Here is a 26,886-nt window from a genome sequence, read left to right on the forward strand (position 1 = left end):
GGATTATATCACGCTTCTTGTCATTCTGAGCAAAGCGAAGAATCTCTGAGATTCTTCGTCGTCCCGATTCAGCGGGACTCCTCAGAATGACATCAAGAAACGACTTCATCCCTTTCCCTCCTCAATTCTAAGGTGGAGCTCCTGGAGCTGTTCCGGTGAGACAGGAGAAGGGGCGTTGAACAGGGGGTCCTCAGCACTCTTGGTCTTGGGAAAGGCGATAACCTCCCGGATGTTCTCCTCCCCCGCCAGGAGCATGACCAGGCGGTCGATGCCGGGGGCGATGCCCCCGTGGGGCGGGGCCCCAAACTCCAGCGCCTCCAGGAGATGGCCAAAGCGTTCCTCTATCTCCTCATCCTTATATCCCAGGACGCGGAAGACCCTCTCCTGGAGCTGGCGGTTGTGGATGCGGATGCTGCCGGAGGAAAGCTCCCAGCCATTGCACACCAGGTCGTAGTGGCGGGCCCGGACCTTCTCGGGGGCTGTCTCCAGGATGGGGATGTCCTCCTCGTAGGGGGCGGTGAAGGGGTGGTGGGCGGGCTGCCAGCGCTTCTCCTCCTCGTTCCACTCCAGGAGGGGGTAGCCGGTGATAAACACAAAGGCCAGGTTCCGTGGGCCGGCCGGGGCCAGCCTTTTCCCCATCTCCTTCCGCAGCTCGCTCAGGACCCGGTTCACGGTGAAGGGGTTGCCGGCGGCAATAAGGAGGAGGTCTCCCCCCTTCCCCCCAAGCCTCCGGGCCATGGCTGCCACCTGGTGGGGTTCCAGGTAGCGGGCGGCCAGGGAGCGGGCGGGGTCGGAGGTGAGGTCGGGGTTGAGGGGAATGGTGGTGAGGCCTTTAGCCCCACAGCCCTGGGCAATCTTCACCAGCTCCTCCATCTCCTTCTTGGAATAGCCAGCGCAGCCGGGGGAAGCCAGGCCCCGCACCCTGCCCCCCTCCCCCAGGGCCCGGCGGAAGAGGTCAAAAGCGGTGTCGGCGGCTATATCTGAGATGTCGCCAAGCTCCAGGCCGAACCGCAGGTCGGGCTTATCGGCGCCAAACCTGTCCATGGCCTCCTGGTAGGTGAGCCGGGGGAAGGGCTTGATGACCTTCATCTCCGGCCTTATCTTCTCCACGAGAGAGGTCAGGAGTTCCTCCACCAGGACGAGGATGTCCTCCTCCTCCACGAAGCTCATCTCCAGGTCCAACTGGGTGAACTCCGGCTGGCGGTCCGCCCTGGCGTCCTCGTCACGGAAGCAGCGGGCAATCTGGTAGTATTTCTCCATCCCCGCCACCATCAGGAGCTGCTTCATCTGCTGAGGGGACTGCGGGAGGGCATAGAACTTGCCGGGATGAATGCGGCTGGGGACCAGATAGTCCCGCGACCCCTCCGGCGTGCTCTTGGTGAGAATGGGGGTCTCCACGTCCACAAAGCCACGGGCATTGAGGAACTCCCTCATAAAGGCCACCACCTGATGGCGGAGGATGAGGTTGTCCCGCATCGGAGGCCGCCTTATGTCCAGGTAGCGGTACTTCAGGCGGACCAGCTCGTCCACCCCCTTATCCTCAGTGATGGGGAATGGGGAGGCCTTTGAGGTGTTGAGGACCCTGACTTCCCCGGCGATAACCTCCACCTGGCCGGAGGGGATGCGGGGGTTTTCCGTGCCGGGGGGGCGGCGCTCCACCCTCCCCTTTACCTGGAGGACATACTCCCCCCTCACCTCCCGGGCCTCCTCATAGCCCTGGGGGGCTACCTGGGGGTTCACCACCACCTGCACCAGCCCCTCCCTGTCCCTCAGGTCCAGGAAGATGAGCCCGCCGTGGTCCCGACGGCGGTGGACCCAGCCGGCCAGGATGACCTCCTGGCCGATGTGCCGGGAGGAAATCTCACCGCAGCTATGGCTCTTCAGCATGCCCGAAGATTATATCACCTCCTCTTTGTGATTCAAACATTGACACCTTTTGAGCGCATCAGAGGGCTGAAAAGTGTTTGACAGCCGGCCCATTTTTCTTTAGCCTAGCACAAGAGGCAATGATGAGGGTAGACCTGAGCGATTCGCTGAAGGAGAGCGGGAGGCTGGTCCTGGCGCATCCTTTTCATGCCTTTGCCCTTGCCCTGGCTGTGCTGGTGCTGGCCGCTGGCGACCTGGTGGAGGTCATCCCCTTCTTTGCCCCCCTGGTCACCTCGTCCTTCTTCCCCTTCTGGCACGAAGTCCACGACCTGCTGGCTTTGGGGCTGGTCCTGTATCTTGCCTACAGGTTGCCATACAAGTTGGCTCCCACCCTGGGGATAGCTGGGTTGGTTCTGTTCCTGGCTGACCACGGGCCCTACTTCTTCATGATGTTTCCCAAAGAGCTGCCAGAGATGTTTCGCCTGCTCCTTACAGGCTTTATTGCCCTCTTGGGCATATTCATGATAGCTGAACGGCGCCGGGCGCTGGAACTGGCGGAACGACGGGAACAGGAGATAAAGGCCACTGCCCAGCTTAACCTCAAGGTGCTCAATGAGCGTATCCAGCTCCTGGAGGCTATCGGGCGGGGGAAGCGGCCGGCTCCTCCACCGCCATAGCCCTGGCCTCCAGGCCCCGGGCAACGCTGGGAAGGGCCGAGAGAACAGGGCCTCCTATAGTTCAAATACCTATCTGGTCTCGTTGACAGCCCTCGCTATCTGGAATAAAATCGGACAAAGTGAAAAGCGAGGAAATCCGCAGCTCTTTCCTTGATTTCTTTAAGGGCAAGGGACATCTTGTCCTGCCCGGCTCTTCCCTGGTGCCCCGTGATGACCCCACCCTCCTTTTCACCAGCGCAGGGATGGTCCAGTTCAAGCCATATTTCCTGGGGACAGAATCCCCCCCTGCCCCCCGCCTGGCCACATGCCAGAAGTGCTTCCGCATGTCCGACCTGGAGGCGGTGGGGGACAACCGGCACCTCACCTTCTTTGAGATGCTGGGCAACTTCAGCATCGGCGATTACTTCAAGAAGGAGGCCATCGCCTGGGCCTGGGAGTATGTCACCCAAACGCTGGGCCTGGCCCCGGAGCGCCTGTGGGCCACCATATACTCGGACGATGAGGAGGCGTATGCCCTCTGGAAAGGGGTGGGGGTACCGGAGGGGCGTATCCGCCGCTTCGGGGAGGAGGACAATTTCTGGGGGCCGGTGGGGGGGGAGGGCCCCTGCGGCCCCTGCAGCGAAATCCACTACGACTTCGGCGAAGAATACGGCTGCGGGCGGCCCGACTGCCAGCCCAACTGCAAACAACCTGACTGCCCCCGCTTCCTGGAAATCTGGAACCTGGTCTTTGTCCAGTTCAACCAGGACCGCCAGAAGGGGCGCACCCCCCTGGCCAAGAAGCACATAGATACCGGCGCCGGCCTGGAGCGCCTGGCGGCCGCCGTGGCCGGAAAGCCCTCGGTCTATGAGACAGACCTGTTCTGGCCACTGATTGAGCATATGTCGTTGATGGCCACGCATGAGTACCAGTCGCATCCATATGTAACCGCAGAGGAACTAGCTTCCAGGCGGCACAGCGTGATGTCCCCCAAGGAGAGGATTGCGTTCGGTCTCATGCACGAACATCGCGACCGCGCTACCCGCATAGTGGTAGAGCACGCCCGGGGCCTCGCTTTCCTCCTGGCCGACGGGGTGATGCCTTCCGACAAGGGGAGAGGCAACGTCGTAAGAAGGCTCCTGCACCGGGCCGCCCTCTTCGGCCGCAGGCTGGACATCAAAAAACCCTTCCTTATGGAGATGGTCGGTCAGGTCATCGGCCTCATGGGACCCGTTTACCCTGAGCTGAATGAGTTCCCTATCCGCAAGGTAGTGGGACAGGAGGAGGAGCGCTTCTCACGCACCCTGGAGGCGGCGTTGGTCCTCTTAAACGAGGTAATAGAGAAGGTGAGGGATAGCGGGGTTATCCCGGGGGAAGTCGCCTTCCAACTTCACGACACCTATGGCTTGGATTTGGAGCTTACCCGGGAGCTGGCAAGGGAGCGGGGCCTGGAAGTGGACACAGAGGGCTTTGAGCGGGAGATGGAGAGGCAGCGGGAGCGGGCAAGGGCCGCGCAAAGTGCAGGCCTGGAAAGGAAGGAGGGGATGCCTGCTCTCACACTGTCTCCGACAAGCGGCCCCTCGGGCTCCATTGTGACGATCAGCGGCACGGGCTTCCCCCCCTACACGGCGGTGTCGTCTCTGACCATTGGGAACCTCCCAATTTTGCCCTCGCCGACCCCGGCTACAGACGGAAGCGGGAACTTCTCCACAACCATCACGGTTCCTGGCCTGCCTCCTGGCCCTACTGTCGTCGCAGTTACGATAGATGGAATAACGGGGAGTATCATCTTTACGGTAACAGCAGCTGCGGTATTTGCCCGACCCTCCTTCGTAGGGCATGAGGAACTTAGCCACCTCACGCTGGTGGGGGCGCTTGCGCGGGACGGCCAGTTCATCCTGCCCGGCGGCAAGTTAGTAGAAAGGGCTGGAGTAGGGGAGGAAGTGGAGGTAGTGCTTGCGGAAACCCCCTTCTACGGGGAGAAAGGGGGCCAAGTGGGGGACACAGGGGAGATTATTGGTCCTCACGGCAGGGCTACTGTTACGGATACCTTTTGGCGGGGGGATATCATCTTTCACAGGACGAAAGTAACAGATGGCTTTCTATCCCTCATGGACAGGGTGGAAGCCCGGGTGGACGCCGAGAGGCGGCTGGACATCGCCCGCAACCACACCGCCACCCACCTCCTCCAGGCCGCTTTGAGAAAGGTCCTGGGGGCCCATGTGCGGCAGAAAGGCTCCCTGGTGGCCCCGGAAAGGCTCCGCTTTGACTTCACCCACCTGGAGGCCCCTTCCCCTGAGGAACTACGAAAGGTGGAGGCCCTGGTCAACAGCTACATCCGCGCCAACCTCCCCGTGGTCTCCCGCACCAGGCCCTATAAAGAGGCCCTGGAGCAGGGGGCCATCGCCCTCTTTGAGGAGAAATACGGGGAGGAGGTCCGGGTCCTGGAGATAGGCCAACCCACCCTGAGCATGGAGCTCTGCGGGGGGACCCACCTCCGGGCCACCGGCGAGATAGGCCCCTTCCTCATCACCACCGAGGCCAGCATCGGCGCCGGGCTCAGGCGCATCGAGGCCCTCACCGGGCGCGGTGCCGAGCATTATGTAAAGGAGTGCCTCGCTATCCTGGGGCAGGCAGGCACCTCGGTTGGCGGCACCACCGAGGAGCTCCTGAAGAAGATTGACGGCCTCAAGCAGGACCTGGAAAAGGAGCGGAAGAAGGCCCTGGCCCTGGAAAGGGAGCTTCAGCGGCATACGGCCCAGGAACTGCTGTCCCGCGTGGAGACAGTGAACGGGATATGCCTGCTCTCGGCCAGGGTCAAGGCCAGCCGGCAGGAGGCCCTGAGGGAGATGGGGGACATCCTCAGGGACAAAATCAAGAGCGGGGTGGTGGTGCTGGGCGCGGTGATTGACGAGCGGCCCAGCTTTCTGGCCATGGTCACCCCCGACCTGGTGGCTGGGGGCCTCCACGCCGGGGAGATAGTCAAGGCCGTGGCCCAGGTGGCGGGGGGTGGAGGGGGCGGCAGGCCGGAGATGGCCCAGGCCGGGGGAAAGGACAAGAACAAAATAGACCAGGCCCTCCAGCTCCCCCGGAAGCTCCTCCAGAAAGGCGCATGAGGTCCCTGGCCCTGGATGTGGGGGAGAAGGGCATCGGCCTGGCAATGAGCGATGCCGATGGCCTTATGGCACACCCCCGTGGTGCCCTGGTGAGGAAGGGGGAGGAAAAGGACATAGAGGCCATCCTGGACATGATAAAAGCGGAAGGGGTGGAGCGGGTGGTGGTGGGCCTGCCCCGTTCGCTGAATGGTTCCCTCGGCCCCCAGGCCAGGACCATCCTGGCCTTCGTGGAGGCCCTGAAGGCAAAGGCCCCCGTGCCCGTGGAGGTCTGGGACGAGAAGCTCTCCACCGCCGAGGCAGAGAGGCTCCTTCTGGAAGCCGGCCACCGCCGGCCCTCAAAGGCAAGGCTGGATGCCGCCGCTGCTACTATCATTCTCCAGGGCTACCTTGACCAGAGGCGATTCCAGAGGCCATGACCACATATATCGCCCTCATCGGCTACCCCCTGGGGCACTCCATCTCCCCTCTCTTCCAGCAGGCGGCCCTGGACCACTACCACCTGGATACAAAATACCTGGCCTGGGAGGTAGCACCAGAGGGGCTTGCCGGGGCCCTGGAGAGGCTCCGCCGCCCGGAGAACCTGGGAGCGAATATTACCATCCCCTATAAGGAGAAGGCCCTGCCCTCCCTTGACCGCCTGGAGGGACAGGTCCGGGAGATAGGAGCAGTGAACACGATAGCCAAAGACAAGGACGCCCTGGTGGGCTACAACACCGACGGGCCTGCATTTCTCAAGGCACTCCGAGAGAAGGGCGACCTGGAGCCCCGGGGCCAGGATGTGGTCCTCCTGGGGGCGGGTGGGGCGGCCCGGGCCCTGGCCTTCTCCCTCCTCCGTGCCGGCATCCGCTCCCTCACCATCTACAACCGGGGCCTGGAGAGGGCACGAAAGCTGGCTGGGGACCTGGAAGAAGTCCTGGCCCCCGGCCAGGGGGTCCAGGCCCTCCCCTGGGAAGAAAGGCTCTCCGGCCTCCCCCCCTGCCAGCTCATCGTCCAGGCCACCCCCCTGGGCACCACAGGGGAAAACCCCCAGTCTCCCCTCCCTGCCCAACTTATCCCCCGGGGTGTGCTGGCCTATGACCTGGTATATAATCCCCCCGAGACCCCCTTCCTGAAGGAAGCCAAGAAGGCGGGGGCCAGGGCCCTGGGGGGGCTGGCCATGCTGGTCTATCAGGGGGCGGCCTCGTTTGGACTGTGGACGGGGAGGGAGGCACCCGTTGACGTGATGTTCCACACGGCAGAAAAGGCGCTAAAATCATCTCAAGGAAAGGTTTAAGATGCTGAGGTTTTTAACCGCAGGGGAGTCCCACGGCCGGGGGCTGGTGTCCATAATGGAGGGGATGGTGGCCGGCCTGCCCCTGGGCCGGGAGGACATCCAGAGGGACCTGGCCCGGCGGAAGAAGGGTTTCGGCAGGGGTGCCCGCATGGCCATAGAAAAGGACCCGGTGGACATACTCTCCGGGGTAAGGCACGGCCTCACCCTGGGCAGCCCCATATCCCTGCTTATCCCCAACCGGGAGTGGCAGGCCTGGCAGGAGGTTATGGGTGTAGAAGCCCCGGCGAAGCCTGTGGAGCCCCTCACCCACCCCCGCCCCGGCCACGCCGACCTCCCCGGCTATCTCAAATATGGCTTCAAGGACACAAGACCGGTGCTGGAGAGGGCCTCGGCCCGGGAAACGGCGTCAAGGGTGGCCCTGGGGGCTATCGCCCGGAGGTTGCTGGGGGAGTTCGGCATGAATATCAGGAGCCACACCAGAGCCGTCGCCGGTATCACCGCCAAGAAGCTTTCCTGGCGGAGGGTGGAGGCCTCTCCCCTCCGCTGCGGCGACCCCGAGGCAGAGAAGGCCATGCTCCAGGCCATAGAGGAGGCCCTGGCCCAGGGGGACACGGTGGGGGGCGTCTTCGAGATGGTGGCCTCGGGGGTCCCGGTGGGGTTGGGCAGCTATGTCCAATGGGACCGCCGCCTGGATGCCCAAATTGCCGGGGCCACGATGAGCATCCCCTCGGTCAAGGGGGTGGATATAGGCCTGGGCTTTGGGGGGGCGGGGATGAGGGGCTCCCAGTTCCACGATGTCATTCTCCCGGGTTCCCTCCGCCGCAGGACGAACCGGGCGGGGGGAATTGAGGGTGGGATATCCAACGGCGAGGACATCGTGGTGCGGGCGGGGCTGAAGCCCATCTCCACCCTGGCCCACCCCCTGCCCTCGGTGGACCTCCAGACCGGTGAGGAGGCCCTCGCCCACTTTGAGCGCAGCGATGTCTGCGTTGTCCCCGCCGCCGGGGTGGTGGGGGAGGCGGTCCTGGCCCTGGTCCTGGCCCAGGCCTTCCTGGAGAAGTTCGGGGGCGATAGCCTGGAGGAGACCCGGCGCAACTTCAACGCCTACATCTCCTCCCTCCCGGGGGAACTGGGCAGGGCCTGAATTGACGGGCAATATCATCCTCATCGGCTTTTCCGCCACCGGCAAGAGCCGGGCGGCCCCCCTGGTGGCCCAGGCCCTGGGCTGGGAGGCCCTGGACACCGATGCCCAGGTGGAGAAGCTGGCCGGAAAGCCCATCCCCACCATCTTCGCCGAGGAGGGGGAGGCCCGCTTCCGGCAGTATGAGCGCCAAGTGCTCATGAAGGCCCTGGAGGGAGAAAAGAAGGTCATCGCCGCCGGCGGGGGGGCCATCCTGGACCCCAAGAACCGGGAGAGGGTGAGACAGCGGGGCTTTGTAGTCCTCCTTGAGGCCAGGCCCAGGACCATTCTGGAAAGACTCTCCCAGGACCCCAACAGCCGTCCCCTCCTCCAGGGCCCCGACCCCCTGGCCCGGATAAATGAGCTTAAGGCCAGAAGGGAGCCCTTTTACGCCTTCGCCCACCATACCCTGCCCACCGACCGCCTAACCCTGGAGGGGGTGGCCAGGAGGGTGGTCCGGGCCTACAGGGCCTGGACCACCCCTTCCGCCCTGGTGAGGACCCCCACCCGGACCTGCCCCATCTATGTGCGCTGGGGTGGGCTGGAAGGGCTGGGAGAATTGATGCGGGAAAGGGGGCTGGGGGAAAGGGCGGTGGTCATCAGCGATGTGGTCGCCTTTTCCCATCACGGGGAGAGGGTGATAGCCTCCCTGGAGGCAGCCGGCTTCCGCACTTTCCCCTACACCTTCCCCGCTGGAGAGGAGAGCAAGGGCCTGGAGACCGCCCGCCGAATATACGATTTCCTGGTGGACTATAGGGCGGAGCGGGGCTGGGCGGTGGTGGCCCTGGGTGGCGGGGTGGTGGGGGACCTGGCCGGCTTCGTGGCCGCCACCTACCTCCGGGGTCTCCCCCTGGTCCAGGCCCCCACCAGCCTGGTGGCTATGGTGGACGCCAGCATCGGCGGCAAGGTGGGCGTGAACCACCTCCAGGCCAAGAACCTCATCGGCGCCTTCCACCAGCCCCACTTCGTCCTGACCGACCCCTCCTGCCTCCTCACCCTGCCAAAAAGGGAGCTCGTCTCCGGCTTTGCCGAGGTGATAAAGCACGGCCTCATCCTGGACAAGCGGCTCTTCGCCTTCATGGAGGCCAGGGCCCCTGCCCTCCTTTCCCTGGAGCCACCCTCCCTCTCCCAGGCGGTGGCCTGGAGCGCCCGGATAAAGGCCAGGGTGGTGACCCGGGATGAGCGGGAGACGACGGGCCTCCGCACCCTCCTTAACTACGGCCACACCATAGGCCATGCCCTGGAGGCGGCCACGGGATACACCCGCTTCCTCCACGGCGAGGCCGTGGCCATAGGCATGACGGGGGCGGTCCGCCTCTCCCAGCACCTGGGCCTGGTGGGGGAAGAGGTGGTGAAAAGACAGGAGAGCCTCCTCCAGGCCTTCGGCCTGCCTACCGCCTGCCCCCGGCTATCCGCGGACAGGATTATTCAGGCCATGGAACTGGACAAAAAGGTCAGGGAGGCGGAGGTGCGCTGGGTCCTGCTGGAGGACATCGGCCGGGCCATCACCCCCCACCGGGTACCCCAGGAGGAGGTCCAGGCTGTCCTCCAGGAGCTGACAAAATGAGGGCGAGAACGCTATCCTGGCCGCCGGCCCTTGTCTGGTCGCGGTACCTGGAGGTGCTCAAGCCCCGGGAGACGGCCCTCCTCACCTTCATCGGGGCTATAGCGGGGCTGATGGCAGGGAGCCCTTCCTGGGACCGGCTTTTGCTGGTGGCCCTGACAGTGGGCCTGGGCAGCGCCGGGGTCAACGGCCTCACCAACTACCTTGACCGGGAGGTGGACGCCAGGATGGAGAGGACCCGCGGCCGGGCCTTGCCCTCCCTGGCCATCTATCCACCGGAGAAGGTCCTGCCCCTCTGCGGGGGGCTGGTGGCCCTGGCCCTGGCCCTGGCCTGGTATCTCCACCCCTGGGCCATGGCGGCCGGCCTCCTGGGCACTGCCAGCGCCCTGGTGGGGAGAAAGCGGGCCTTCACCCACCTCCTGGGGGGCATCTCCGGTTCTGCCCCGGTCCTGGTGGGCTGGCTGGGGGTAAACCCCAGCTTTACCCCCCTCCTGGGGCTCCTGGTCCTCCTCATCCTGGCCTGGGTGCCCCTCCATGTGTGGAGCCTCATGCTGGCGTGCAAAGAGGACTACCTGGGGGCGGGGGTGGGGACTTTCCCCCTCACCTGGGGAGAAAGGCAGGCCAGGGGGGTGCTCCTGGCCCTCGCCATCCTGATATATGGTCTTTCCCAGGCTATCTATCTGGTGGGCGGTTTCGGCAGGGGATATTTCATCGTGGCCACCGGGCTGGGCTGGCTCCTGGTCCTGGCCTCCTACGGGATGCTGGCCCTCCCACAGGGAAGGGGGGCCTGGCGGCTTTACAAGCTGGCCGCTTTCCCCTACCTGGGCCTCCTTTTCCTCACCCTGGGGCTCGACTCGGCGCTATAGATTGAAGGAGATGCAGATGAAGACGAGGTCCACGACCATTCTGGCAGTGAAGAGGGGGGGTGAGGTTGCCCTCGCCGGCGACGGACAGGTGACTGTGGAGGATATGGTCATGAAGCATACAGCCAAGAAGGTCCGCACCCTCTTCAGAGAACGGGTTATGGCGGGCTTCGCCGGTTCCGCCGCCGATGCCCTGACCCTCTTTGACCGCTTTGAAGGCCAGCTGGAAAAGCACAGCGGCCAGCTCAAGAGGGCTGCGGTGGAGCTGGCCAAGGAGTGGCGCACCGACCGTGCCTTGAGACGGCTTGATGCCTGGATGGTGGCGGCTGACGGGGAGCAGATCCTGGTCCTCTCCGGCCAGGGCGATATAATCGAGCCCGACGAGGATGTGGTAGGCATCGGCTCCGGCGGCGGCTACGCCCAGGCCGCCGCCACGGCCCTGTTGCGCCACACTGCCCTTTCGGCCCACGAGGTAGCCAGCACCGCCATGGAAATCGCCGCCGACCTGTGTATCTTTACCAACCGCAATATCACCGTGGTCACCCTTAAGAAGGGAGAGAGCCAGCAACCCTCCCTTGTTTGAATTCCGTATTGAGAAGGTCTGCCCTACCACCCGGGCCCGGGCCGGGAAGCTAGTCACCCCCCACGGCCCGGCCCCCACCCCCATCTTTGCCCCCGTGGGGAGCCAGGGCACGGTAAAGACCCTCACCCCTGATGAACTGCGAGAGCTGGGGACCCACATCCTCCTGGGCAATGCCTACCACCTCATGCTGCGTCCGGGGGTGGAGGTCATCCGGAAGATGGGGGGCCTCCACCGCTTTATGGGCTGGGACGGCCCCCTCATCACCGATAGCGGCGGCTACCAGGTCTTCAGCCTGGCCCGGTTAAGAAAGGTCTCCGATGAGGGGGCTTTTTTCCGCTCCCATATAGACGGCAGCGAGCATTCCCTTTCCCCCGAGAAGGCTGTCTCCGTCCAGGAGGCCCTGGGGGCGGATATAGCTATGGCCCTGGATGAGCCCCCAGCCCACGGCGTGGGCCGGGAGAAGGTGGATGAGGCCACCCGACGCACCCACCTCTGGGCCGGAAGGTGCCTGGCGGTCCACCGGCAGGGGGCCCTCTTCGGCATCGTCCAGGGGGGAGGTTTCCCCGACCTGAGGCGGGAATCGGCCCGCCACCTGGCCTCCCTGGACTTCTCCGGCTACGCCATCGGCGGGCTGAGCCTGGGGGAGCCCAAGGAGATTACCTGGGCCATGCTGGATATCTGTACCGAAAACCTGCCCCCCAACAAGCCCCGCTACCTGATGGGGATGGGTTCCCCCGAGGACCTGGTGGAGGGTGTGGCAAGGGGAGTGGACCTGTTTGATTCCGCCCTCCCCACCCGGGTGGCCAGAAACGGCGGCCTCTATACCTCAACGGGGAGGATAGCCATTGAGAAGGCTGAATTCAGAGAGAAGGAGGGACCCGTAGAGGAGGGCTGCCCCTGCTATACCTGCCGAAATTTCTCCGCCGCCTACCTCCACCACCTCTTCCGGGCCCAGGAGCTGCTGGCCCTGCGCCTGGCAACCCTGCATAACCTGACCTTCTACATGAGGCTGATGGCTGATATGCGGACGGCCATCCTGGAGGAGAACTTCGCCCTCTTCCGGCAGGAGTTCCTGGCCCGCTACCGCCCCGCCCCCGAGGATGCCCGGCTGGCCCAGAAACAGCGCTGGCTAAAAGAGAGGCTGTAATACCTCTTTACCCCCCGGCGATGGCGGGGATAATGCTCACCTCGTCCCCCGGCTTGAGGGGGGTCTTCAGGTCCTGGAGGAAGCGGACATCCTCACCGTTGACATAGACATTGACAAAGTGCTGGACTTCCCCCTTGGCATCCAGGAGCCTTTCCTTTATCCCGGGGTGGCGCTTCTCCAGCTCCTCCAGGCAGTGGGCCAGGTCCTTGGCCTCCACCTCCACCACCGGCTGGTTGGCGGTGAACCGTCTTAGAGGGGACGGGATGCGCACCTTTACTGCCATCTAGCCCTCCACCACATCGCCCGTCACCCGGTCCACCTTCACCCCTTTGGAGGTGACCCATGCCAGGCCCTTTTCAATGTCCGCCTCCTTCCCCTCCAGCTCCAGGATAACCCAGCCCCGGTCCTCGGTTACATCCGCCCGGCGGATATTGGTGATTACCTTGAACTGCATCCCCAGATTGTAGATGATGGGCTCGGTTACCAGCTCCGTAGGGAAGGTGAACATCACCCTGCGTCTAGCCATATCTATTCCTCCCTTCACCCGTGAGTGGTTTCCTCTCTCAGCTTGGCCCCCAGGGACTCCTCAAAGGAAGCCAGCGTGGGCTTGATGATGATGGCCTGGACGATCTTATCCTCCACCGCCTCTACTGTCTTGGGTCCGGCCCCGGTGATATAGGCTACGGCCGTCTCCCCGGGGGCGATGGCCCCGGCTTGGACCAGGCTCCTGAGCCCGGCAATCACAACACCCCCCGCCGTCTCGGCGAAGATGCCCTCGGTCTCCGCCAGGAGCTTCATCCCCTCCACAATCTCCTCATCGGGGGTAGCGGCCACCCCTCCCCCCGATTCCCGCAGAACCCGCAGGGCATATACCCCGTCGGCGGGGTTGCCCATAGCCAGGGACTTGGCCAGGGTCTGAGGCCTGACAGGCTTGACCCGCTTATCCCCCCTCTCAAAGGCCTGGACAATGGGGGCGCACCCCAGGGGCTGGGCCAGGTGCATCCGGGTCCTCACCTCCCCGATGAGGCCAAGAGAGGAAAGCTCATGGAGCCCCTTCCACACCTTGGTATAGAGGGAGCCGGATGCGGCCGGGACGATGCAGTGGTCGGGGGCCCGCCACCCCAACTGTTCCGCCACCTCATATGCCAGGGTCTTGGAGCCCTCGGAATAGTAGGGGCGGATATTGATATTTACAAAGGCCCAGGGGTAGCGCTCTGCCAGCTCCCCGCAGAGGCGGTTCACCTCATCATAGTTGCCCTCCACCGCCACCAGGGTAGGCCGGTATATTGCCGTGCCCACTATTTTCCCCTTCTCCAGGTCGGTGGGGATGAAGATGAAGGCCTTCATCCTGGCCTTGGCCGCATGGGCCGCCACGGCGTTAGCCAGGTTCCCCGTAGAGGCACAGGCCACCGTGTCAAAGCCGAACTCCCTGGCCTTGCTTACCGCCAGGGAGACCACCCGGTCCTTAAATGAGTATGTCGGGTTAACGCAGTCGTTCTTGATGTAGAGCCCTTTCAGGCCCAGGGCCGCTCCCAGGTTATCCGCCTTGAGGAGGGGGGTGAACCCGGCATTCATGTCCACCACCTCCCCCTCCAGGGGAAGAAAGTCGCGGTAGCGCCACATGGAGAGGGGGCCCTGGGCTATCTTTTCCCGGCTGGTGGCCCGGGCCAGGGCCTCGTAGTCATAGGCTACCTCCAGGGAGCCGAAGCAAAACTCGCAGACATAGAGGGGCTGGAGGGGATACTCCCGGTGGCACTCCCGGCAGCGCAACGCCCGCGCAAACGACATCAGCCCCCCTTCAGTCCGGTTTCCAGAGGTGAATAGCTTTAACCGCGTCCATCAAAAGCCTGTTCCCCAATATACCATTGCCCTGGAATTCAGGCAAGGCCTGGACCGCTCAGCAGGCGGGGGTGCGGGGGCGGTACTGGAGGGCTTCGGCCAGGTGAGAGGGGCCGATGGTCTCGGAGCCGCAGAGGTCGGCGATGGTACGGGCCAGCTTCAGGACCCGGTGGAAGGCCCGTGCGGACAATGATAGCTGCTTCATGGCCGAGATGAGGAGGGCCTGGGCCCCGGGCTCCAGGGGGCAGAACTGCCTGACCTCGGCGGGGCGCATCTCGGCGTTGGTCAGGATGCTGTTCCCCTGGAAGCGCCCCTTCTCTATCTCCCGGGCCGCTTTCACCCGCTCTCTTACCCTTTCCGACATCTCCCCCGCCCGGTCATCGATGAGCTTCTCGTATTCCACCCTCGGCACCTGGACGAAGATATCAATCCTGTCCAGGAGGGGGCCAGAGATGCGCCTCTGGTACCGGGAGACAAGGGAGGGGGGGCAGGTGCAGGGCTTTTTGGGGTCGCCGAAGTAGCCGCAGGGGCAGGGGTTCATGGCCGCCACCAGCATGAAGTTGGCGGGGAAGGTGAAGGTCCCCTGGACCCGGCTTACGGTTACTGTTTTATCCTCCAGGGGCTGTCGCAGGGCCTCCAATAAATGCCCGAACTCGGGCAGCTCGTCCAGGAAGAGGACCCCCCGGTGGGCCAGGCTTATCTCCCCCGGGTGGGGCCAGCGCCCCCCGCCCACCAGGCCGGCCTCGGAGACGGTGTGGTGGGGGGAGCGGAAGGGCCTCTGCCGCAGGAGGGGGGAGCCCGGAGGCAGGAGGCCGCTGACGCTGTATATCCTGGTCACCTCCAGGGCCTCCCCTTTTGTCATAGATGGGAGGATGGAGGGGAGGGCTCGGGCCAGAAAGGTCTTGCCTGAGCCGGGTGGCCCCATCATGACCAGGTTGTGCCCCCCCGCCGCCGCCACCTCCAGGGCCCTCTTGGCGTGCTCCTGCCCCTTGATATGGGCCAGCTCCGCCGCCGGGGTGGGCACCATCCCTTCCTCTGCCGGTGGGGCGGGGGGGATAGGTTTCTCCCCCCTCAGATGGGCCACCAGGGCAGAAAGGCTTTCCACCGGCACTATCTCCAGCCCCTCCACCAGGGTGGCTTCGGCGGCATCGACGGCGGGGACATAGGCAGCCTTGAAGCCCTTCTCCAGGGCCAGGGCCACCATGGGGAGGATGCCCGGGGTATGCCTCAGGCCCCCGTCCAGAGAAAGCTCCCCCAGAAAGACGGCTTGGGAGACATCGGCCTCTAGCTGTTCCGAGGCCAGGAGGACCCCCAGGGCCATAGGCAGGTCATAGGCGGGGCCTTCCTTGCGGAGGTCGGCGGGGGCCAGGTTGATGGTAATACGCCGGTTGGGGAAGATGCATCCGGAGTTCCTGATAGCCGCCCGCACCCTCTCCCTGGCCTCCTGGACCGGGGTATCCGGCAGGCCCACGATGGTGAAGGAGGGGAGGCCAGGTGATATATCCACCTCCGCCTCCACCAGCACCCCCTCCAGCCCCGCCACAGCACAGGTGAGAACCTTGGCCAGCATCCCAATCCCATATTAGCAGGGAGAAACTCTATAGTAAAGATATGGTCAACATAGTAAAGATATAGTCAAGATGGTAAAGATATGGTAAAGATAAAAGGCGGGCTCACCCCAGAAGGCGCAGGTAGAGGTCAAGGAGGCCCTGGCCCCAGAGCAGGGTCACGAAGGAGCCCCCCACCAGGAAGGGGCCGAAGGGTATGGCGGCCTTTCTCCCTTTGAGCCTGAGGGCCAGGAGAACGGAGGCCAGCAGCCCCCCGCTGACAACGGCCACTAGAATAGCCACAAGGACCAGGGGCCAGCCGTTAATCAGGCCCAGGAGGCCAGCCAGTTTCACATCCCCAAGTCCCATCCCCCCCCGGGCCAGGAAATATATGGCCAGGAAGAGGCCAAACCCCACCCCACCCCCCACCAGGGCAGGAATGGCGCGGCCCTCAAGCAGGGCCAGGCCCAGGGCCAGGGCCATCCCCGGGAAGACTATCACATCGGGGATAATGCCCTCCCTCAGGTCTATGAAGAAGATAGGGACAAAGAGGGCCACATATACCAGGGAGGAGAAAAGCTCCAGGCCGGGCCCCAGCCTCCACCCCAGGAAAGCGAAAAGCCCCCCCGTCAGCAGTTCCACCAGAGGGAGACGCCAGGAAATTGGCACACCGCAGAACCGGCATTTCCCCCGAAGCAGAACGTAGCTCAGGACCGGCAGCAGGTCCCGCGTGGAAAGCCCCCGCCCGCAGGCCTCGCAGCGGGAAGAGGGGAAGAGAAGGGACTCCCCCCGGGGCAGGCGGTCAATGACCACATTGAGGAAGCTGCCCACCACCAGGCCCACCAGGCCCAGGAAGAGAGCCAGCATTATCCCTTGCCCAGGGGGCGGAGAAGAAGGCCGATGTTCACCATGAACAGGGCCAGGGAGAACTCGGGGTCCGGGGGCAGAGGCAGAGGGGCCTCCAGGGGAGCCAGAGAGTGGCCAGTGGCCGCCGCCAGGTCATCGGCCAGGCCCGGTAGCCCCGCCAGCCCCCCCGTGAGGTAAAGGGGCACATCCTCGGCAAGGGGCTCCCCGTAGGTCTCGGTGTAAAAGCTGATGCTCCTACCCACCTCCTCCATCACCCTGGCCGAGACTTGCTCCGAGGGAAGGGGCTCATCCCCCAGGAAAACACTCCTCGTCAGGGCAGGAAAGCCCTCCCTGACCACCGCCATCTCCACCGAGTTGCTCTCCACGTGGGCCAGGATGGCCTCCCGGCGCCTCGTACAGCGGGCCAGGGCCAGTGCCTTCAGGTCCAGCCTCTCCAGCTTCAGCCCCCCCCTGTCAAACACCGCCAGGAGGGCGTGGAGGGGCTCCCGCGGACAGGCCGCCACAAAGACCCGCCGGACTCCCCTTCCGGGGAGTACCCGCCAGAAAAGGTAATGGCTTTCCGGAGAGACCGCCATCTGCCGGCGGGTCTCCCTGACCACTACCCCCTCCACGTCCAACCCCCGAAAAGCAGGCAGGCTCAGGGTGCGGGTGAGGGCCGCCAGGCCTGGGAAGGAACAGAAAAGGCGGGCGGGGAGAAGGGAACGGGAGCGGAGGGTGGATATCACCATCTCCCTCAGCCCCTCGGCGTCCGCCACGTATCCATTGCGCAGGAAACGGGGGGCAAAAGGTATGGAACCCCAGTACTCAGGGGAGCCACCCCAGAAGCTGAGGAGCCTCAGGCTGTTCCCCTCCAGGCTCACCGCCAGAAGGCGCCGCTGAAAAAGGCGAGGGGCCCCCTTCAGCCTCTTCTCCTGGGCCGTCATGGCCCTTCCCCCTGGAGCAGGAGAACGATGTCAAACTCGGCCTCCCAGCCCGTTTCGCCCTGGCTGAGGCTGATGTTGTCCAGGAAGAGGGTAGGAAAGGCCCCGGCCGCCAACCCTTTCATATAGGAGACCAGGGAGGAAAAGGGGCCGCTAAAGGCGGCATGGGAGATGAGAGCCCTGTACTCCCGGCCGCCCACCTTCTCCTTCCCCTGCTCCCCCAGCGCAATTTCGCGCACTGTCAGCTGGTCGGCGGTCAGAATCAGCTCCTCCAGCCTGGGGCCAGGGTCTTCTTCGGGGAAGGGGACCTTCTCCAGAGCGGCCCGGACCTCCCCCAGCCGCCGGTTGAGCTCAACCACGTCCATGTCCACCCGCAGCCTCTCCACCAGGCGGGCCTTTTCGGCGATGGCCACTTCCACCGCCTTCTCCTGCGCCTGGGCCCGGTTCCAGAAAACGGCCAGGGAGAGGTCGGAGAGAAGAAAAAGGACCGCCGCCAGGAGGAAAAGCTTCTCCAGCCAGGAAAGCCTCTTCAGGGCTTTCACTGCGCTCCTCCCCGGGGCTTGAGAAGCAGGGTGAACTCCACCCCCTTGTCGGTCTCCCGATAGTTGAACCTGATGTTGGAGAAGAGCCCCCCCAGCGACAGCTGCCGCACATGGAAAACTACCTGCTGGGCGTCTGTGGCCGTGCCCGTGGCCTCCAGGTCAGGGTCCTTCTGGACGAAGGAAAGGAAGGCCATCCCGGAGGGTAGCCTGGCGACGAGGGCCTCAAGCACCAGGGGCCAGTCCACCCTTTCTTGCTGGAGGGTCTTGTAGTCCTCCTCCAGCTCCTTGAGCTTCTTCCCCTCCGTTTCCAGCCGGGAGCGGAGTTCCGAGGCGGTGGGCTCATTGACCAGGAGCCCCTTCTCCTCCCCCACCAAGATCTCCAGCCTGGCCTGCCGGGAAGCAAGGGCTTCCGCACTCCGGGCCCGGGCGTCAAGGAGAGGGAAAAGGAGGGCCAGGAGGAGGAGGGCGGCCAGAGCCACCACCAGCCCCGCCCAGGAAAAGAGGGGCCGCGGGCGGTAGTCCGGCGGGAGAAGATTCATATCCAGCAAAGGCCCAGCTTTCATCTTATCTGGCGGACAAGGCCGTAGAGGGGGCTGAGGATAGAGACGGCAATAAAGGCCACCACCCCCCCCACCAGGATGATAAGGGCCGGCTCCAGCATCCCCACCAGGCGGGCGATGGCCCGCCCTGCCTCCTCGTCATAGCTTGTGACAACGGTATCCAGGTTAGCCTCCAGCTGGCCGGTGTGCTCCCCGATGCTCACCAGCTGGCCCACCAGAGGCGGGAAGAGGGGCCGGGAGGCCAGGGCCTGGGAAAGGAGCTTCCCCTGCACCACATCCGCCCTCACCCCTGTCAGGACCTCCCTGAAGGGGGCATTCTCCGTGGTCTGGACCAGAAGGTTCAGGCCCTCGGTGAGCGTGACCCCCGCCTTGAGAAGGAGGGAAAGGGTGCGGCAGAAGCGGGCTACCTGGGAGAAGATAATGGCCCGGCGCACCTGGGGGACCCGGAGTAGGAAACGGTCCCAGCGGGCCCTCCCCCGCGGGCTGCGGATATACCAGGTCCCCCCCACCACCCCCAGGGCCAGGGCCACCATCACCAGCCCCCCCCGCTCCCGGAGAAAGCCTGCTATCGCCACGAGGGCCCGGGTGGAGAGGGGCAGGCTGCCCCCCCACTCCCGCAGCAGGGCCCTCATGGAAGGGAGAACAAAGGTAACCAGGATGACCACCACCCCCACGGCCAGGACGGCGATGAAGGCGGGATAGCCCAGGGCCCCCCTCACCCTGATGGCAGTCTCCCTCTCCCTTTCCAGGTGGACCTCCAGTTGCCTCAGCACCAGAGGGAGACTACCTATCTCCTCCCCCACGTGGATAAGACGGAGGTAGAGGGTAGAGAATACCTGGGGATGGCGGGCCAGGGCCTGGGAGAAGGAATCCCCCCGGCTAATATCCTCAATGACCCGGTTAAGCACCCGGCCGAAGGGACCAGAGGTCTGGGCCTGGAGCATCTTCAGGGAGGGGACCTCGCTTATGCCCGCGCCGAGGAGGTTGGCCAGGCTCCGGGTGAAGTGGATAATCTCCCCCCTCCTCACCCCAAAGAGTGTGGGGGACAGGGACTCCAGATGCAGGCCCCCGCCGTCTTTCTTGAGTCTGCTGAGGCGTAGTATGGTGAGGCCCGCTTGCCACAGGGCCTCCTCCGCCTCCTTTTCCGTCTCCGCCTCCAGCTCCCCCGCCCTCATCTCCCCCTGGGGCGTGGATGCCAGATACTTATATCTCATAGCCAAGGAAAAGGCCGAGAGGGTCCGGGCTATCCGATGAGGAAGACGTGGCGGAGGACCTCGCTGGGTGTCGTGACGCCATCCCTGGCCTTGAGCATCCCATCCCGGCGCAGGGTGACCATCCCCTCCTTTACCGCCTGAGCCTTTATCTCCATTGCCGGGGCCTGCCGGTTCACCAGCTGGCGGATGGGGTCGGTGAGGGGCAGCATCTCAAAGACCCCCGTCCTTCCCAGGTAGCCCGTCCGGGAGCAGAAGTTGCAGCCCCGGCCCATGTAGAAGTCCGTCCTCACCTCCTGCATCTCCTGCTGGTAGGCCGCCGCATCGGCGGGGCTCACCTTCTCCATGTTGCGACAGTAGGGACAGACCTTCCTCACCAGCCGCTGGGAGAGGGAACCGATGACCGCCGAGGTGACGAGGAAGGGCTCCACCCCCAGGTCAATAAGGCGGATGATGGCCGCCACGGCATCGTTGGCGTGGATGGAGGTAAGCACCAGGTGGCCGGTGAGGGCCGCCTGGACGGCCACAGTGGCTGTCTCCTTGTCCCTTATCTCCCCCACCAGTATGACATCGGGGTCAAGGCGCATGATGGCCCTGAGGCCGGCGGCAAAGGTTATCTCCGCCTGCCGGTTCACCTGTATCTGGTTGATACGTTTGAAATGGTATTCAATGGGGTCCTCAATCGTCATGACATTGCGTTCCTGGGGATTTAGCTCCCCGATGGAGGCATAGAGGGTGGTGGTCTTACCTGAGCCCGTGGGCCCGCTGACCAGCACCATGCCGAAAGGGGAGTCCAGGATGCGCCGGTGGCCCTCCTGCACGCCAGTCGCCATGCCGACCTGGGAGAGCTGGAGGAGGCCCAGGGACTTGTCCAGCACCCGGAGAACCGCCATCTCCCCGTGGGCCGTCTCCGCCGTGGCCACCCGGAAGTCAATGGGCCGCTCAGCGATGGCGGCGGAGAACTGGCCGTCCTGGGGACGGCGCCTTTCAGCGATGTTCATGTTGGCCATGACCTTTATCCGGGAGATGAGGGCAGAATGGATCCCCATTGGGAGGGTGGCAACCTGATGGAGGATACCATCAATGCGGTAGCGCACCCGGATGCCGTCCTCCTCGGGCTCGATATGCACATCCGAGGCCCGGTCCTTCACCGCCTGGGTCAATATCATGTCCACAGCCCGCACGATGGGGGCCTGGGCAATGGCCTCCCCCACCAGGCCCGGGTCTGACGCCGCCACCCGGGTGCCCGCCGGGGCCTGGGGCTGGGCGCCAACCGCCTGGCTTATCTCCTGCTCAATCTTCTGGGCCAGCCGGTAGTGGGTGCGGATGGCATCCTCCAGGCCCCCGTGGAGGGGGATGACCACCCGGAGGCGCTTCCTTGAGAGGGCCGCCAGGGTATCCACGGTGGCCACATCGGAGGGGTCTTCCATGGCCACGGTGAGGACATCCCCCTCCACCTTAAGGGGCAGTACCCGATGCTCCCTGGCCACCTCCTCGGGGACAAGGGCAACAGCCTCGGCCTCAACCTCATACTGGCGCAGGTCTACTACGGGGACATTGAACTGAAAGGAGAGGACAGTAGCCAGTGTCTCAGCGCTGATGATGTTGTCCTGGAGGAGGACCTCCACCAGCTTGCGGCCCTGGCCCCGGGCTTTCTCCTGGGCCTTGGCCAGCTCCTGGGGCTTGAGGAAAGCCCCCTCCACCAAGACCTGGCCGATGTCCTTCCTGGTCTTGGCACGCTCCATCATTTCAGCCCTGTCTGGGTCACCTTCACCCCCCACAGCCACCACACCTTATCCCCATCCCTCACCTCAGCGGAGAAGCCCTCCACCTCAGCCGGTTCCACCGAGGCGCGGAAGACCCAGTCCCCCAGCACCATGTTCTCCTTAAGGGGATAGCCCATGCGGAGCCACGTCTCCAACTTGGAAAGCTCGGGGTCCATCATCGCTTCTCCGTCCTGGTCTCCAGAGTCTCCCCCGGGGCCAGGGCCACCTTCTTCAGGTCCACCCCGTAGCGGAGCATCCAGTACCAGACGGTGCTGCGGCTCACCCCCAGCGCCTCTGCCATCCGGGGCAACCCCATCTCGTTGTACATCCGGGGCAAAAGCTTCTCCAGCGGCTGGTTGTACCGCTCCTCCACCCCTCTCATCAGCTTTGTCCTCCTCATCGCCATGGCTCCACCCCCCTTTCAACGCAATATGCTAGCATAAATCTAATATTTTGTCAAGACCTTGTTTAACATTAGATTAACTAAACTCTAGAGTAGTATTGGAAGAATATTAGCATATGCTTAGAACACGGCCAATACATTAGTTCTGCCAATCAATAGTATAGCACTTCTGTTCTAGGATTTCCTCTTGACGGGTGGCGAGGGGGAGGGGATAATTGCTCAGAGGGCGGGTGTAACTCAGGGGTAGAGTGCCTGCTTCCCAAGCAGGCTGTCGTGGGTTCGAATCCCATCACCCGCTCCACAGATAACTTAAGGCGCCCTCAGTGGAACTCGTGTCATGACCGTGTGGCTGGAGCTGATACGAAGTAGCCAAGATTGCTGCCTAGGGTTGCCGACAAACACTAGTCCTAAGGACCTATGGACTTTCGGCAGGGGGACTAATAGAGTGGTGGCGTCTTCACCGGACGGGAGCAGTTCGGCCCCTGAACAAGGAGGCGGCGGATGGTGTTTGTGAAGAGGGCGGGCCTGAACTCCACGGTTATCCCCCCTGCTGAGTCCCTGCAGCATCCCCATGGGCCCTTCCAGGGTCCTCCCATAGCCTCTTTCCCAACGCCCTAACAGCAGAGACTGGCCAGGCCCCCTCGCATCAACGCGGGGGGGAGCGACCATGGACCAGGCAGAGAAGAGGCCAGGCAATTGGCGGGCGCGGTGCATCGGTCTTACCACCGGGGCCTTCAGCCTTTATTGGCCGCATGGCCACTGGGACGGAGCATAATGGCAGCGATTACGCCTGAAGCCGCCACCAAAGCCAGAGTGCTCAGGGCATTTCAAGAATCAGCACCGGTCGATTTGAGCATGTCTGATGCTGCCAGACGCGCGGGGGTCAGCCTGGCCACAGCCTCAACCTACATCAAGGTCCTGGTAGCCGAGGGTGCGCTGGAGGAGTCACGCCGCATAGGGAACGCCAAGCTCTTCCGCCTCAGATGAAAAGGCCTGTGGCCGGGCAGGGAATGCTTCGTAGTGCACCCTGCAAGAAAGGGGGTGAGAATCGGGGGTAGCAAAAGCTTGGACAACTCTGGCTGAAGCTAAGATGCTGAAAACTGTATAGATGGTGCCGGAAAGGGGGCGAGAATCAGGGGTAGCAAAACTGGGGGGAACGGGGGATGGGCCATCTTCCGGGCCAGCACTGGCAGGGAGAGGCTAGCCGGGCTCGGTCAGCCTCTGGAACTTCTCCTGGCAGGGGGGGTAGCGGTCCTGGAGGCCGCAGGTGGAACAGGGACCAGAGCGGCAGTCGGGGGTCTCCCTGGAGCGGAAGGCCCGCTGGTATTCCCGCCAGAGGAAGGCCCGGCTGACCCCGATATCCACCGTGTCCCAGGGGAAAACCTCGTCCCTCCCCCGCTCCCGGTGGGCGTAGAAGGCGGGGTCCAGGGAGGCCCCATGGAAGGCCTCAAGCCAGCCCCGGAGGTTGAAGGCCTCGTTCCAGGCATCAAAGCGCTGGCCGCTCTTCCAGGCCAGCTCCAGTGCCTTCCCCAGCCTCCGGTCCCCGCGTGAGAGGACGCCCTCCAGGAGACTCATCCCGGGGTCCTGCCAGGAGAGGGCCACCCCCATCCTCCCCAGGCCCATCTTCACCGTCTCGGCCTTCTTTTCCATCTCCTCCAGAGTGAGCTGGGGTGCCCACTGGAAGGGGGTATGGGGCTTGGGGACAAAGGGGGAGATGCCGACCCGGAGCCGGAGCCTCCCCAGCTTGAAGGCCTTCTTCAAGAGGTCCAGGATGGCCTGGATGTCCTCGGGGGCCTCCGTGGGCAGCCCCACCATAAAGTATAGCTTCACGGAGTTCCATCCCTTCTCCAGGGCGGTGGAAAGGACGGAGAAGAGCTCATCATCCCCTATAGTCTTGTTGATGGCCTGCCTCAGGCGGGTACTCCCGGCCTCGGGGGCGAAGGTGAGGGCCCTCTTCTTTCCCCCGGGCAGGGCCTCCATAAGGCGGATGGAGAAGGCGTCCATCCGGAGGCTGGGCAGGGAGACCGTGATGTCCTCGTAGCGGTCCACGACCTCCCGGACGACCGTTTCAATCCCGCTGTAGTCGCTGGTGGTCAGGGAGACCAGCGAGACCTCGCTATAGCCGCAGTCACGGAGGAGCCCCCCCACCGCCTGGACAACCTCGCCCGGCGGGCGCTCCCTCAAGGGGCGGTAGATGACCCCGGCCTGGCAGAAGCGGCAGCCCCGGGTGCAACCCCTCTGGACCTCCACCGCCCCCCGGTCATGGACCACCTCAATATTGGGCACCACCGGGCGGGTGAGGGGAGGGGGGAGGGGGGCCACCAGCCGCCTCTCCACCCGGGGCCGGGCCTCCCCCGCCAGAGGCTCAATGCCCTTCAGGGTGCCATCGGCATGGTATTCCACCCGGTAGAGAGAGGGCACATAGACCCCCTGTATGGCGGCCAGCTTCCTCAATAGCCCCCTCCGGGGCAGGCCCTTGAGCTCCTCGTAGGCCTCCAGGAAGTGGGAGAGGACCTCCTCCGCCTCCCCCAGGATGAAGAGGTCAATGAAGTCGGCCAGGGGCTCGGGATTAAGGGCAGCGCTGCCCCCGGCGATGACCAGGGGGTAGCGGCCTTCCCTCTCCGCGGAACGGAGCGGGATGCGGGCCAGGTCCAGCATATTGAGGAGATTGGTATAGGTGAGCTCATATCCCAGGGAGAAGCCAAGGATGTCAAAATCCCTGAGGGGCTTCTTCGTCTCCAGGCTGAAGAGGGGTATGCCCCTTTCCCGGAGGGCCCCCTCCATATCACCCCATGGGGCATAGGCCCTTTCGCAGAGCCAGCGGGGGGAGGTATTTATTATGTCATATAGGATAGGGATGGCCAGGTTAGACATGCCGATTTCGTAGAGGTCGGGATAGACCAGGCACACCCGGACCCGGGCCCGGTCCCAGTCCCTGGCGACGGCGTTCCACTCCCCACCGGCATACCGGCCGGGACGGACCACACCGGAGAGAAGGGTGTCCAGCTCCCTGGCTTCCACCTTCAGGGCCTTTCCTTCCCCAGAAAGACCACCTCTGCCTCCACCTTTCCCCCTTCCAGGGTGAGGAGGCCGTAGGAGCCCGGTGCCCGCGAAGAGCCATAGCCCTGGCCGGGGTTGAAAAAGAGTACCCCATCGCGGTAGATGTTCCGGGGCTCATGGGTGTGGCCGAAGAGGATGATGTCCACCCCGGGGAACTCCCTGAAAAGCCTCTCCTCCAGGCCCCAGGGGGGCCCGCCGTAGGCCGGGTGGGTGATGGCTATCCTTTTTCCCTCCAGCTCCAGGGTTTCCCTGGCGGGCAGTTCCTGGCGGACATCCCCCGGGTCCAGATTGCCGTGGACGCCGACAAACCGAGGGGAGGCCTTTTTGAGGGCCTCCACCACCTCCCGGTCCACGAAGTCCCCGCAGTGGACCACCAGGTCGGCTTCATCCGCGGCACGGACTATCTCCGGCGAGACCTCCTCCAGCCGGCGGGCATGGGTATCAGCCAGGACCAAAAGCCTCATTCCATGAATTCTCTATTGTCGGCTCTTACCATCAGGTGAGCAAAAAGCATCTTGACGCCTACCTCGATGAACTGGAGTGGCGGTTCAATAACCGAGAGAATCCATACCTGTTCAGGGATACGCTTCTAAAACTCATCAGGTCTGAGAACCTTCGTTATCAGAAATTGGTTGGATAGATATGTCGGGTTGCGGTTGTGAGCTAACCGCACTCATTTGGTCAATAGCCACTGCCTGACGCTTAATTTCAGTTAGTCTAGACCGCCTTTTACACCAAGCCCAACTACCTACACCAACGCAAGCCACGGCCAGTATCAATCCGGTCACTCCTCCAAATTGGAGTAATGCAGTTGCCTTCTCTGACAAAGTACCCTGCATGATGGCACTAGTGTATAACCCGACTGCAAACAAGAAAGCTCCGCTCGCTGCTGCGAAAAAACCAGATGCCAGAGTGTTTAGTAAACTGATGTCGTCAAGTTCTGCCTCGGTAAGCACAAACTCTTTCATCTGGCGCACCGTGTGTGTATGTGGGAGACTTGAGAATTGTTGAGGGATTCCTGCCAGCCTGTCCGGGTGCGTGGCCATCGCCCTATTCCCTCCGTGGCACAGGCGACGGCGGAGTGGGTGGTGCTGGGTACAGCCCCATCCTCCATGCACTGAACGACAGGACATGACCGCAACCGGCGCACATTAGCCGAACAACAGGCCAAGCAATCGGTGCTACCGGTGTGCCCAAACTTGCTTGTATGGGGAAAATGATGGCCTGAGTGACGTATTCGTCTACTAGCCAAGTCGTGTGACCAGACACTGGGCAAGGGTAGGGAGAGCCAGCACGTTGATTTGCTACCCACTGGAGTATGTACGATATTTCGGCTGGACTTAAATGACCTTGTGCATCTGGCATACCTCTTCTCCTTTTCTAAGGGTTTCTCACATACCCCTATTCTACCATCTTGCCATCTTGAGCCGAGCGTATAACCCCGGATGAATTATAGACGATTACCCGGTAGTCTGGCGACTTTTGGCCGTGCTATAATTGGTTAAGAGACACAATCAAAGGAGGGGTTCCATCATGCCCATCTACGAATACCTGTGTAGCAGTTGCGGGAATATCTTTGAGCTGATAAGGCCCTTCAGCCAGGCGGGGGAGCCTGCCATATGTCCCCAGTGCGGTGGGAGGGGGGAGAAGCTGCTCTCCGTCTTCGCATCCAAGGAGGACTTCAATATCAAGGTGCCCCGCGGGGAGGCCTTCCGGGGCACGGCAGCTCCTTCACCAGGTAAGGCCCCCCAGGCGAGTAGCCCAGCGCCCGGTAATATTCCTTTGCCCCCACCCCGCTCAGCACGGAAAGGGAAGAAGCCCCGGCAGAGCTAGCAATCCCCTCCGCCCCCCGGAGAAGGGCCTGGCCCAGCCCCCGGTGCTGGGGGGCGAGGGGGCTTCTTTCCCCCAGGGCCAGCTCAGGCC

28 protein-coding genes and 1 tRNA gene are annotated in these 26,886 nt (G+C 63.7%); 13 read left to right on the top strand and 16 right to left on the bottom strand.

Features of this window, described 5'->3' with window-relative positions; translation table 11 throughout:
- Nucleotides 1-105: 105 nt before the first annotated feature.
- Entirely contained in the window at nt 106-1,887 is a 1,782-nt protein-coding gene (gene aspS, locus KJ624_02320) for an aspartate--tRNA ligase (GenBank protein MBU2008681.1), read from the bottom strand.
- Nucleotides 1,888-2,009: 122 nt separating this feature from the next.
- Here aspS and KJ624_02325 point away from each other — a divergent pair, with 122 nt between their 5' ends.
- The 9 genes from KJ624_02325 (at nt 2,010) to tgt (ending at nt 12,248) form a co-directional block, all read left to right on the top strand.
- Nucleotides 2,010-2,543, top strand: coding sequence for a hypothetical protein (locus KJ624_02325; GenBank protein MBU2008682.1), 534 nt, complete (start codon nt 2,010-2,012; stop codon nt 2,541-2,543).
- Nucleotides 2,544-2,662: 119 nt separating this feature from the next.
- Nucleotides 2,663-5,638: an alanine--tRNA ligase gene (gene alaS / locus KJ624_02330; GenBank protein MBU2008683.1), complete on the top strand. Its 2,976-nt coding sequence runs from the start codon at nt 2,663-2,665 to the stop codon at nt 5,636-5,638.
- Complete coding sequence (gene ruvX, locus KJ624_02335; protein MBU2008684.1) at nt 5,635-6,054, top strand: Holliday junction resolvase RuvX; 420 nt, start codon at nt 5,635-5,637, stop codon at nt 6,052-6,054. The genes alaS and ruvX overlap by 4 nt, the downstream gene beginning before the upstream one ends.
- A complete protein-coding gene (gene aroE / locus KJ624_02340; protein ID MBU2008685.1) occupies nt 6,051-6,911 on the top strand; it encodes a shikimate dehydrogenase in 861 nt (286 codons plus the stop codon). Before ruvX ends, aroE begins: the two co-directional genes overlap by 4 nt.
- A 4-nt stretch (nt 6,912-6,915) precedes the next feature.
- Nucleotides 6,916-8,055, top strand: coding sequence for a chorismate synthase (gene aroC, locus KJ624_02345; protein MBU2008686.1), 1,140 nt, complete (start codon nt 6,916-6,918; stop codon nt 8,053-8,055).
- Nucleotide 8,056: 1 nt separating this feature from the next.
- On the top strand, nt 8,057-9,658 hold the full coding sequence (gene aroB / locus KJ624_02350) for a 3-dehydroquinate synthase (protein ID MBU2008687.1): 1,602 nt from the start codon (nt 8,057-8,059) through the stop codon (nt 9,656-9,658).
- Nucleotides 9,655-10,521, top strand: a complete 867-nt coding sequence (locus KJ624_02355; protein MBU2008688.1) for a UbiA family prenyltransferase — start codon at nt 9,655-9,657, stop codon at nt 10,519-10,521. Before aroB ends, KJ624_02355 begins: the two co-directional genes overlap by 4 nt.
- 10 nt (nt 10,522-10,531) lie before the next feature.
- Nucleotides 10,532-11,101 carry an ATP-dependent protease subunit HslV gene (hslV, locus tag KJ624_02360; protein MBU2008689.1) on the top strand — a complete coding sequence of 190 codons (570 nt, stop codon included), beginning with the start codon at nt 10,532-10,534 and terminating at the stop codon, nt 11,099-11,101.
- Entirely contained in the window at nt 11,094-12,248 is a 1,155-nt protein-coding gene (gene tgt / locus KJ624_02365; protein MBU2008690.1) for a tRNA guanosine(34) transglycosylase Tgt, read from the top strand. Before hslV ends, tgt begins: the two co-directional genes overlap by 8 nt.
- A gap of 7 nt (nt 12,249-12,255) precedes the next feature.
- Here the strand turns inward: tgt and KJ624_02370 are convergent, their stop codons facing one another.
- The 12 genes from KJ624_02370 to KJ624_02425 all read right to left on the bottom strand — a co-directional run bounded on the left by KJ624_02370 (nt 12,256) and on the right by KJ624_02425 (nt 21,882).
- Nucleotides 12,256-12,531, bottom strand: coding sequence for a MoaD/ThiS family protein (locus tag KJ624_02370; GenBank protein ID MBU2008691.1), 276 nt, complete (start codon nt 12,529-12,531; stop codon nt 12,256-12,258).
- A complete protein-coding gene (locus KJ624_02375; protein MBU2008692.1) occupies nt 12,532-12,774 on the bottom strand; it encodes an NIL domain-containing protein in 243 nt (80 codons plus the stop codon).
- Nucleotides 12,775-12,788: 14 nt separating this feature from the next.
- Complete coding sequence (locus KJ624_02380) at nt 12,789-14,036, bottom strand: threonine synthase (GenBank protein ID MBU2008693.1); 1,248 nt, start codon at nt 14,034-14,036, stop codon at nt 12,789-12,791.
- A 109-nt stretch (nt 14,037-14,145) separates the two neighbouring features.
- The gene (locus KJ624_02385; protein ID MBU2008694.1) at nt 14,146-15,657 is read right to left on the bottom strand and encodes a YifB family Mg chelatase-like AAA ATPase; all 1,512 of its coding nucleotides are present in this window, start codon (nt 15,655-15,657) and stop codon (nt 14,146-14,148) included.
- Nucleotides 15,658-15,760: 103 nt separating this feature from the next.
- The gene (locus KJ624_02390; protein MBU2008695.1) at nt 15,761-16,501 is read right to left on the bottom strand and encodes a prepilin peptidase; all 741 of its coding nucleotides are present in this window, start codon (nt 16,499-16,501) and stop codon (nt 15,761-15,763) included.
- A complete protein-coding gene (locus KJ624_02395; protein MBU2008696.1) occupies nt 16,501-17,424 on the bottom strand; it encodes a hypothetical protein in 924 nt (307 codons plus the stop codon). The genes KJ624_02390 and KJ624_02395 overlap by 1 nt, the downstream gene beginning before the upstream one ends.
- On the bottom strand, nt 17,421-17,963 hold the full coding sequence (locus tag KJ624_02400) for a hypothetical protein (GenBank protein MBU2008697.1): 543 nt from the start codon (nt 17,961-17,963) through the stop codon (nt 17,421-17,423). The genes KJ624_02395 and KJ624_02400 overlap by 4 nt, the downstream gene beginning before the upstream one ends.
- Nucleotides 17,960-18,511, bottom strand: a complete 552-nt coding sequence (locus KJ624_02405; GenBank protein MBU2008698.1) for a PilN domain-containing protein — start codon at nt 18,509-18,511, stop codon at nt 17,960-17,962. The genes KJ624_02400 and KJ624_02405 overlap by 4 nt, the downstream gene beginning before the upstream one ends.
- Nucleotides 18,512-18,522: 11 nt before the next feature.
- Nucleotides 18,523-19,698, bottom strand: coding sequence for a type II secretion system F family protein (locus KJ624_02410; GenBank protein MBU2008699.1), 1,176 nt, complete (start codon nt 19,696-19,698; stop codon nt 18,523-18,525).
- A 68-nt stretch (nt 19,699-19,766) separates the two neighbouring features.
- Nucleotides 19,767-21,482: a Flp pilus assembly complex ATPase component TadA gene (gene tadA, locus KJ624_02415; GenBank protein ID MBU2008700.1), complete on the bottom strand. Its 1,716-nt coding sequence runs from the start codon at nt 21,480-21,482 to the stop codon at nt 19,767-19,769.
- On the bottom strand, nt 21,479-21,679 hold the full coding sequence (locus KJ624_02420) for a hypothetical protein (protein MBU2008701.1): 201 nt from the start codon (nt 21,677-21,679) through the stop codon (nt 21,479-21,481). The genes tadA and KJ624_02420 overlap by 4 nt, the downstream gene beginning before the upstream one ends.
- Nucleotides 21,676-21,882 carry a helix-turn-helix domain-containing protein gene (locus KJ624_02425; protein ID MBU2008702.1) on the bottom strand — a complete coding sequence of 69 codons (207 nt, stop codon included), beginning with the start codon at nt 21,880-21,882 and terminating at the stop codon, nt 21,676-21,678. Before KJ624_02425 ends, KJ624_02420 begins: the two co-directional genes overlap by 4 nt.
- A 247-nt stretch (nt 21,883-22,129) precedes the next feature.
- Between KJ624_02425 and KJ624_02430 the strand changes: the two genes are divergently transcribed.
- Both KJ624_02430 and KJ624_02435 read left to right on the top strand, forming a co-directional pair.
- Nucleotides 22,130-22,204 (top strand) — tRNA-Gly (locus KJ624_02430).
- A 473-nt stretch (nt 22,205-22,677) separates the two neighbouring features.
- Complete coding sequence (locus KJ624_02435) at nt 22,678-22,890, top strand: MarR family transcriptional regulator (GenBank protein ID MBU2008703.1); 213 nt, start codon at nt 22,678-22,680, stop codon at nt 22,888-22,890.
- A gap of 213 nt (nt 22,891-23,103) precedes the next feature.
- Here the strand turns inward: KJ624_02435 and KJ624_02440 are convergent, their stop codons facing one another.
- Together KJ624_02440 and KJ624_02445 are read right to left on the bottom strand one after the other, a co-directional pair.
- Nucleotides 23,104-24,909, bottom strand: coding sequence for a TIGR03960 family B12-binding radical SAM protein (locus KJ624_02440; GenBank protein ID MBU2008704.1), 1,806 nt, complete (start codon nt 24,907-24,909; stop codon nt 23,104-23,106).
- 17 nt (nt 24,910-24,926) lie between these two features.
- Entirely contained in the window at nt 24,927-25,427 is a 501-nt protein-coding gene (locus KJ624_02445) for a metallophosphatase family protein (GenBank protein ID MBU2008705.1), read from the bottom strand.
- A 35-nt stretch (nt 25,428-25,462) separates the two neighbouring features.
- Between KJ624_02445 and KJ624_02450 the strand changes: the two genes are divergently transcribed.
- Nucleotides 25,463-25,603, top strand: a complete 141-nt coding sequence (locus KJ624_02450; GenBank protein ID MBU2008706.1) for a hypothetical protein — start codon at nt 25,463-25,465, stop codon at nt 25,601-25,603.
- Here the strand turns inward: KJ624_02450 and KJ624_02455 are convergent.
- Nucleotides 25,563-25,931: a hypothetical protein gene (locus tag KJ624_02455; GenBank protein MBU2008707.1), complete on the bottom strand. Its 369-nt coding sequence runs from the start codon at nt 25,929-25,931 to the stop codon at nt 25,563-25,565. The two genes, KJ624_02450 and KJ624_02455, sit on opposite strands and share 41 nt — an antisense overlap.
- 565 nt (nt 25,932-26,496) lie before the next feature.
- Between KJ624_02455 and KJ624_02460 the strand changes: the two genes are divergently transcribed.
- Complete coding sequence (locus KJ624_02460) at nt 26,497-26,796, top strand: zinc ribbon domain-containing protein (protein MBU2008708.1); 300 nt, start codon at nt 26,497-26,499, stop codon at nt 26,794-26,796.
- Nucleotides 26,797-26,886 lie beyond the last annotated feature (90 nt).

The organism is Chloroflexota bacterium (genome assembly GCA_018825785.1).
Lineage (GTDB): Bacteria > Chloroflexota > Dehalococcoidia > JACVQG01 > JAHKAY01 > JAHKAY01.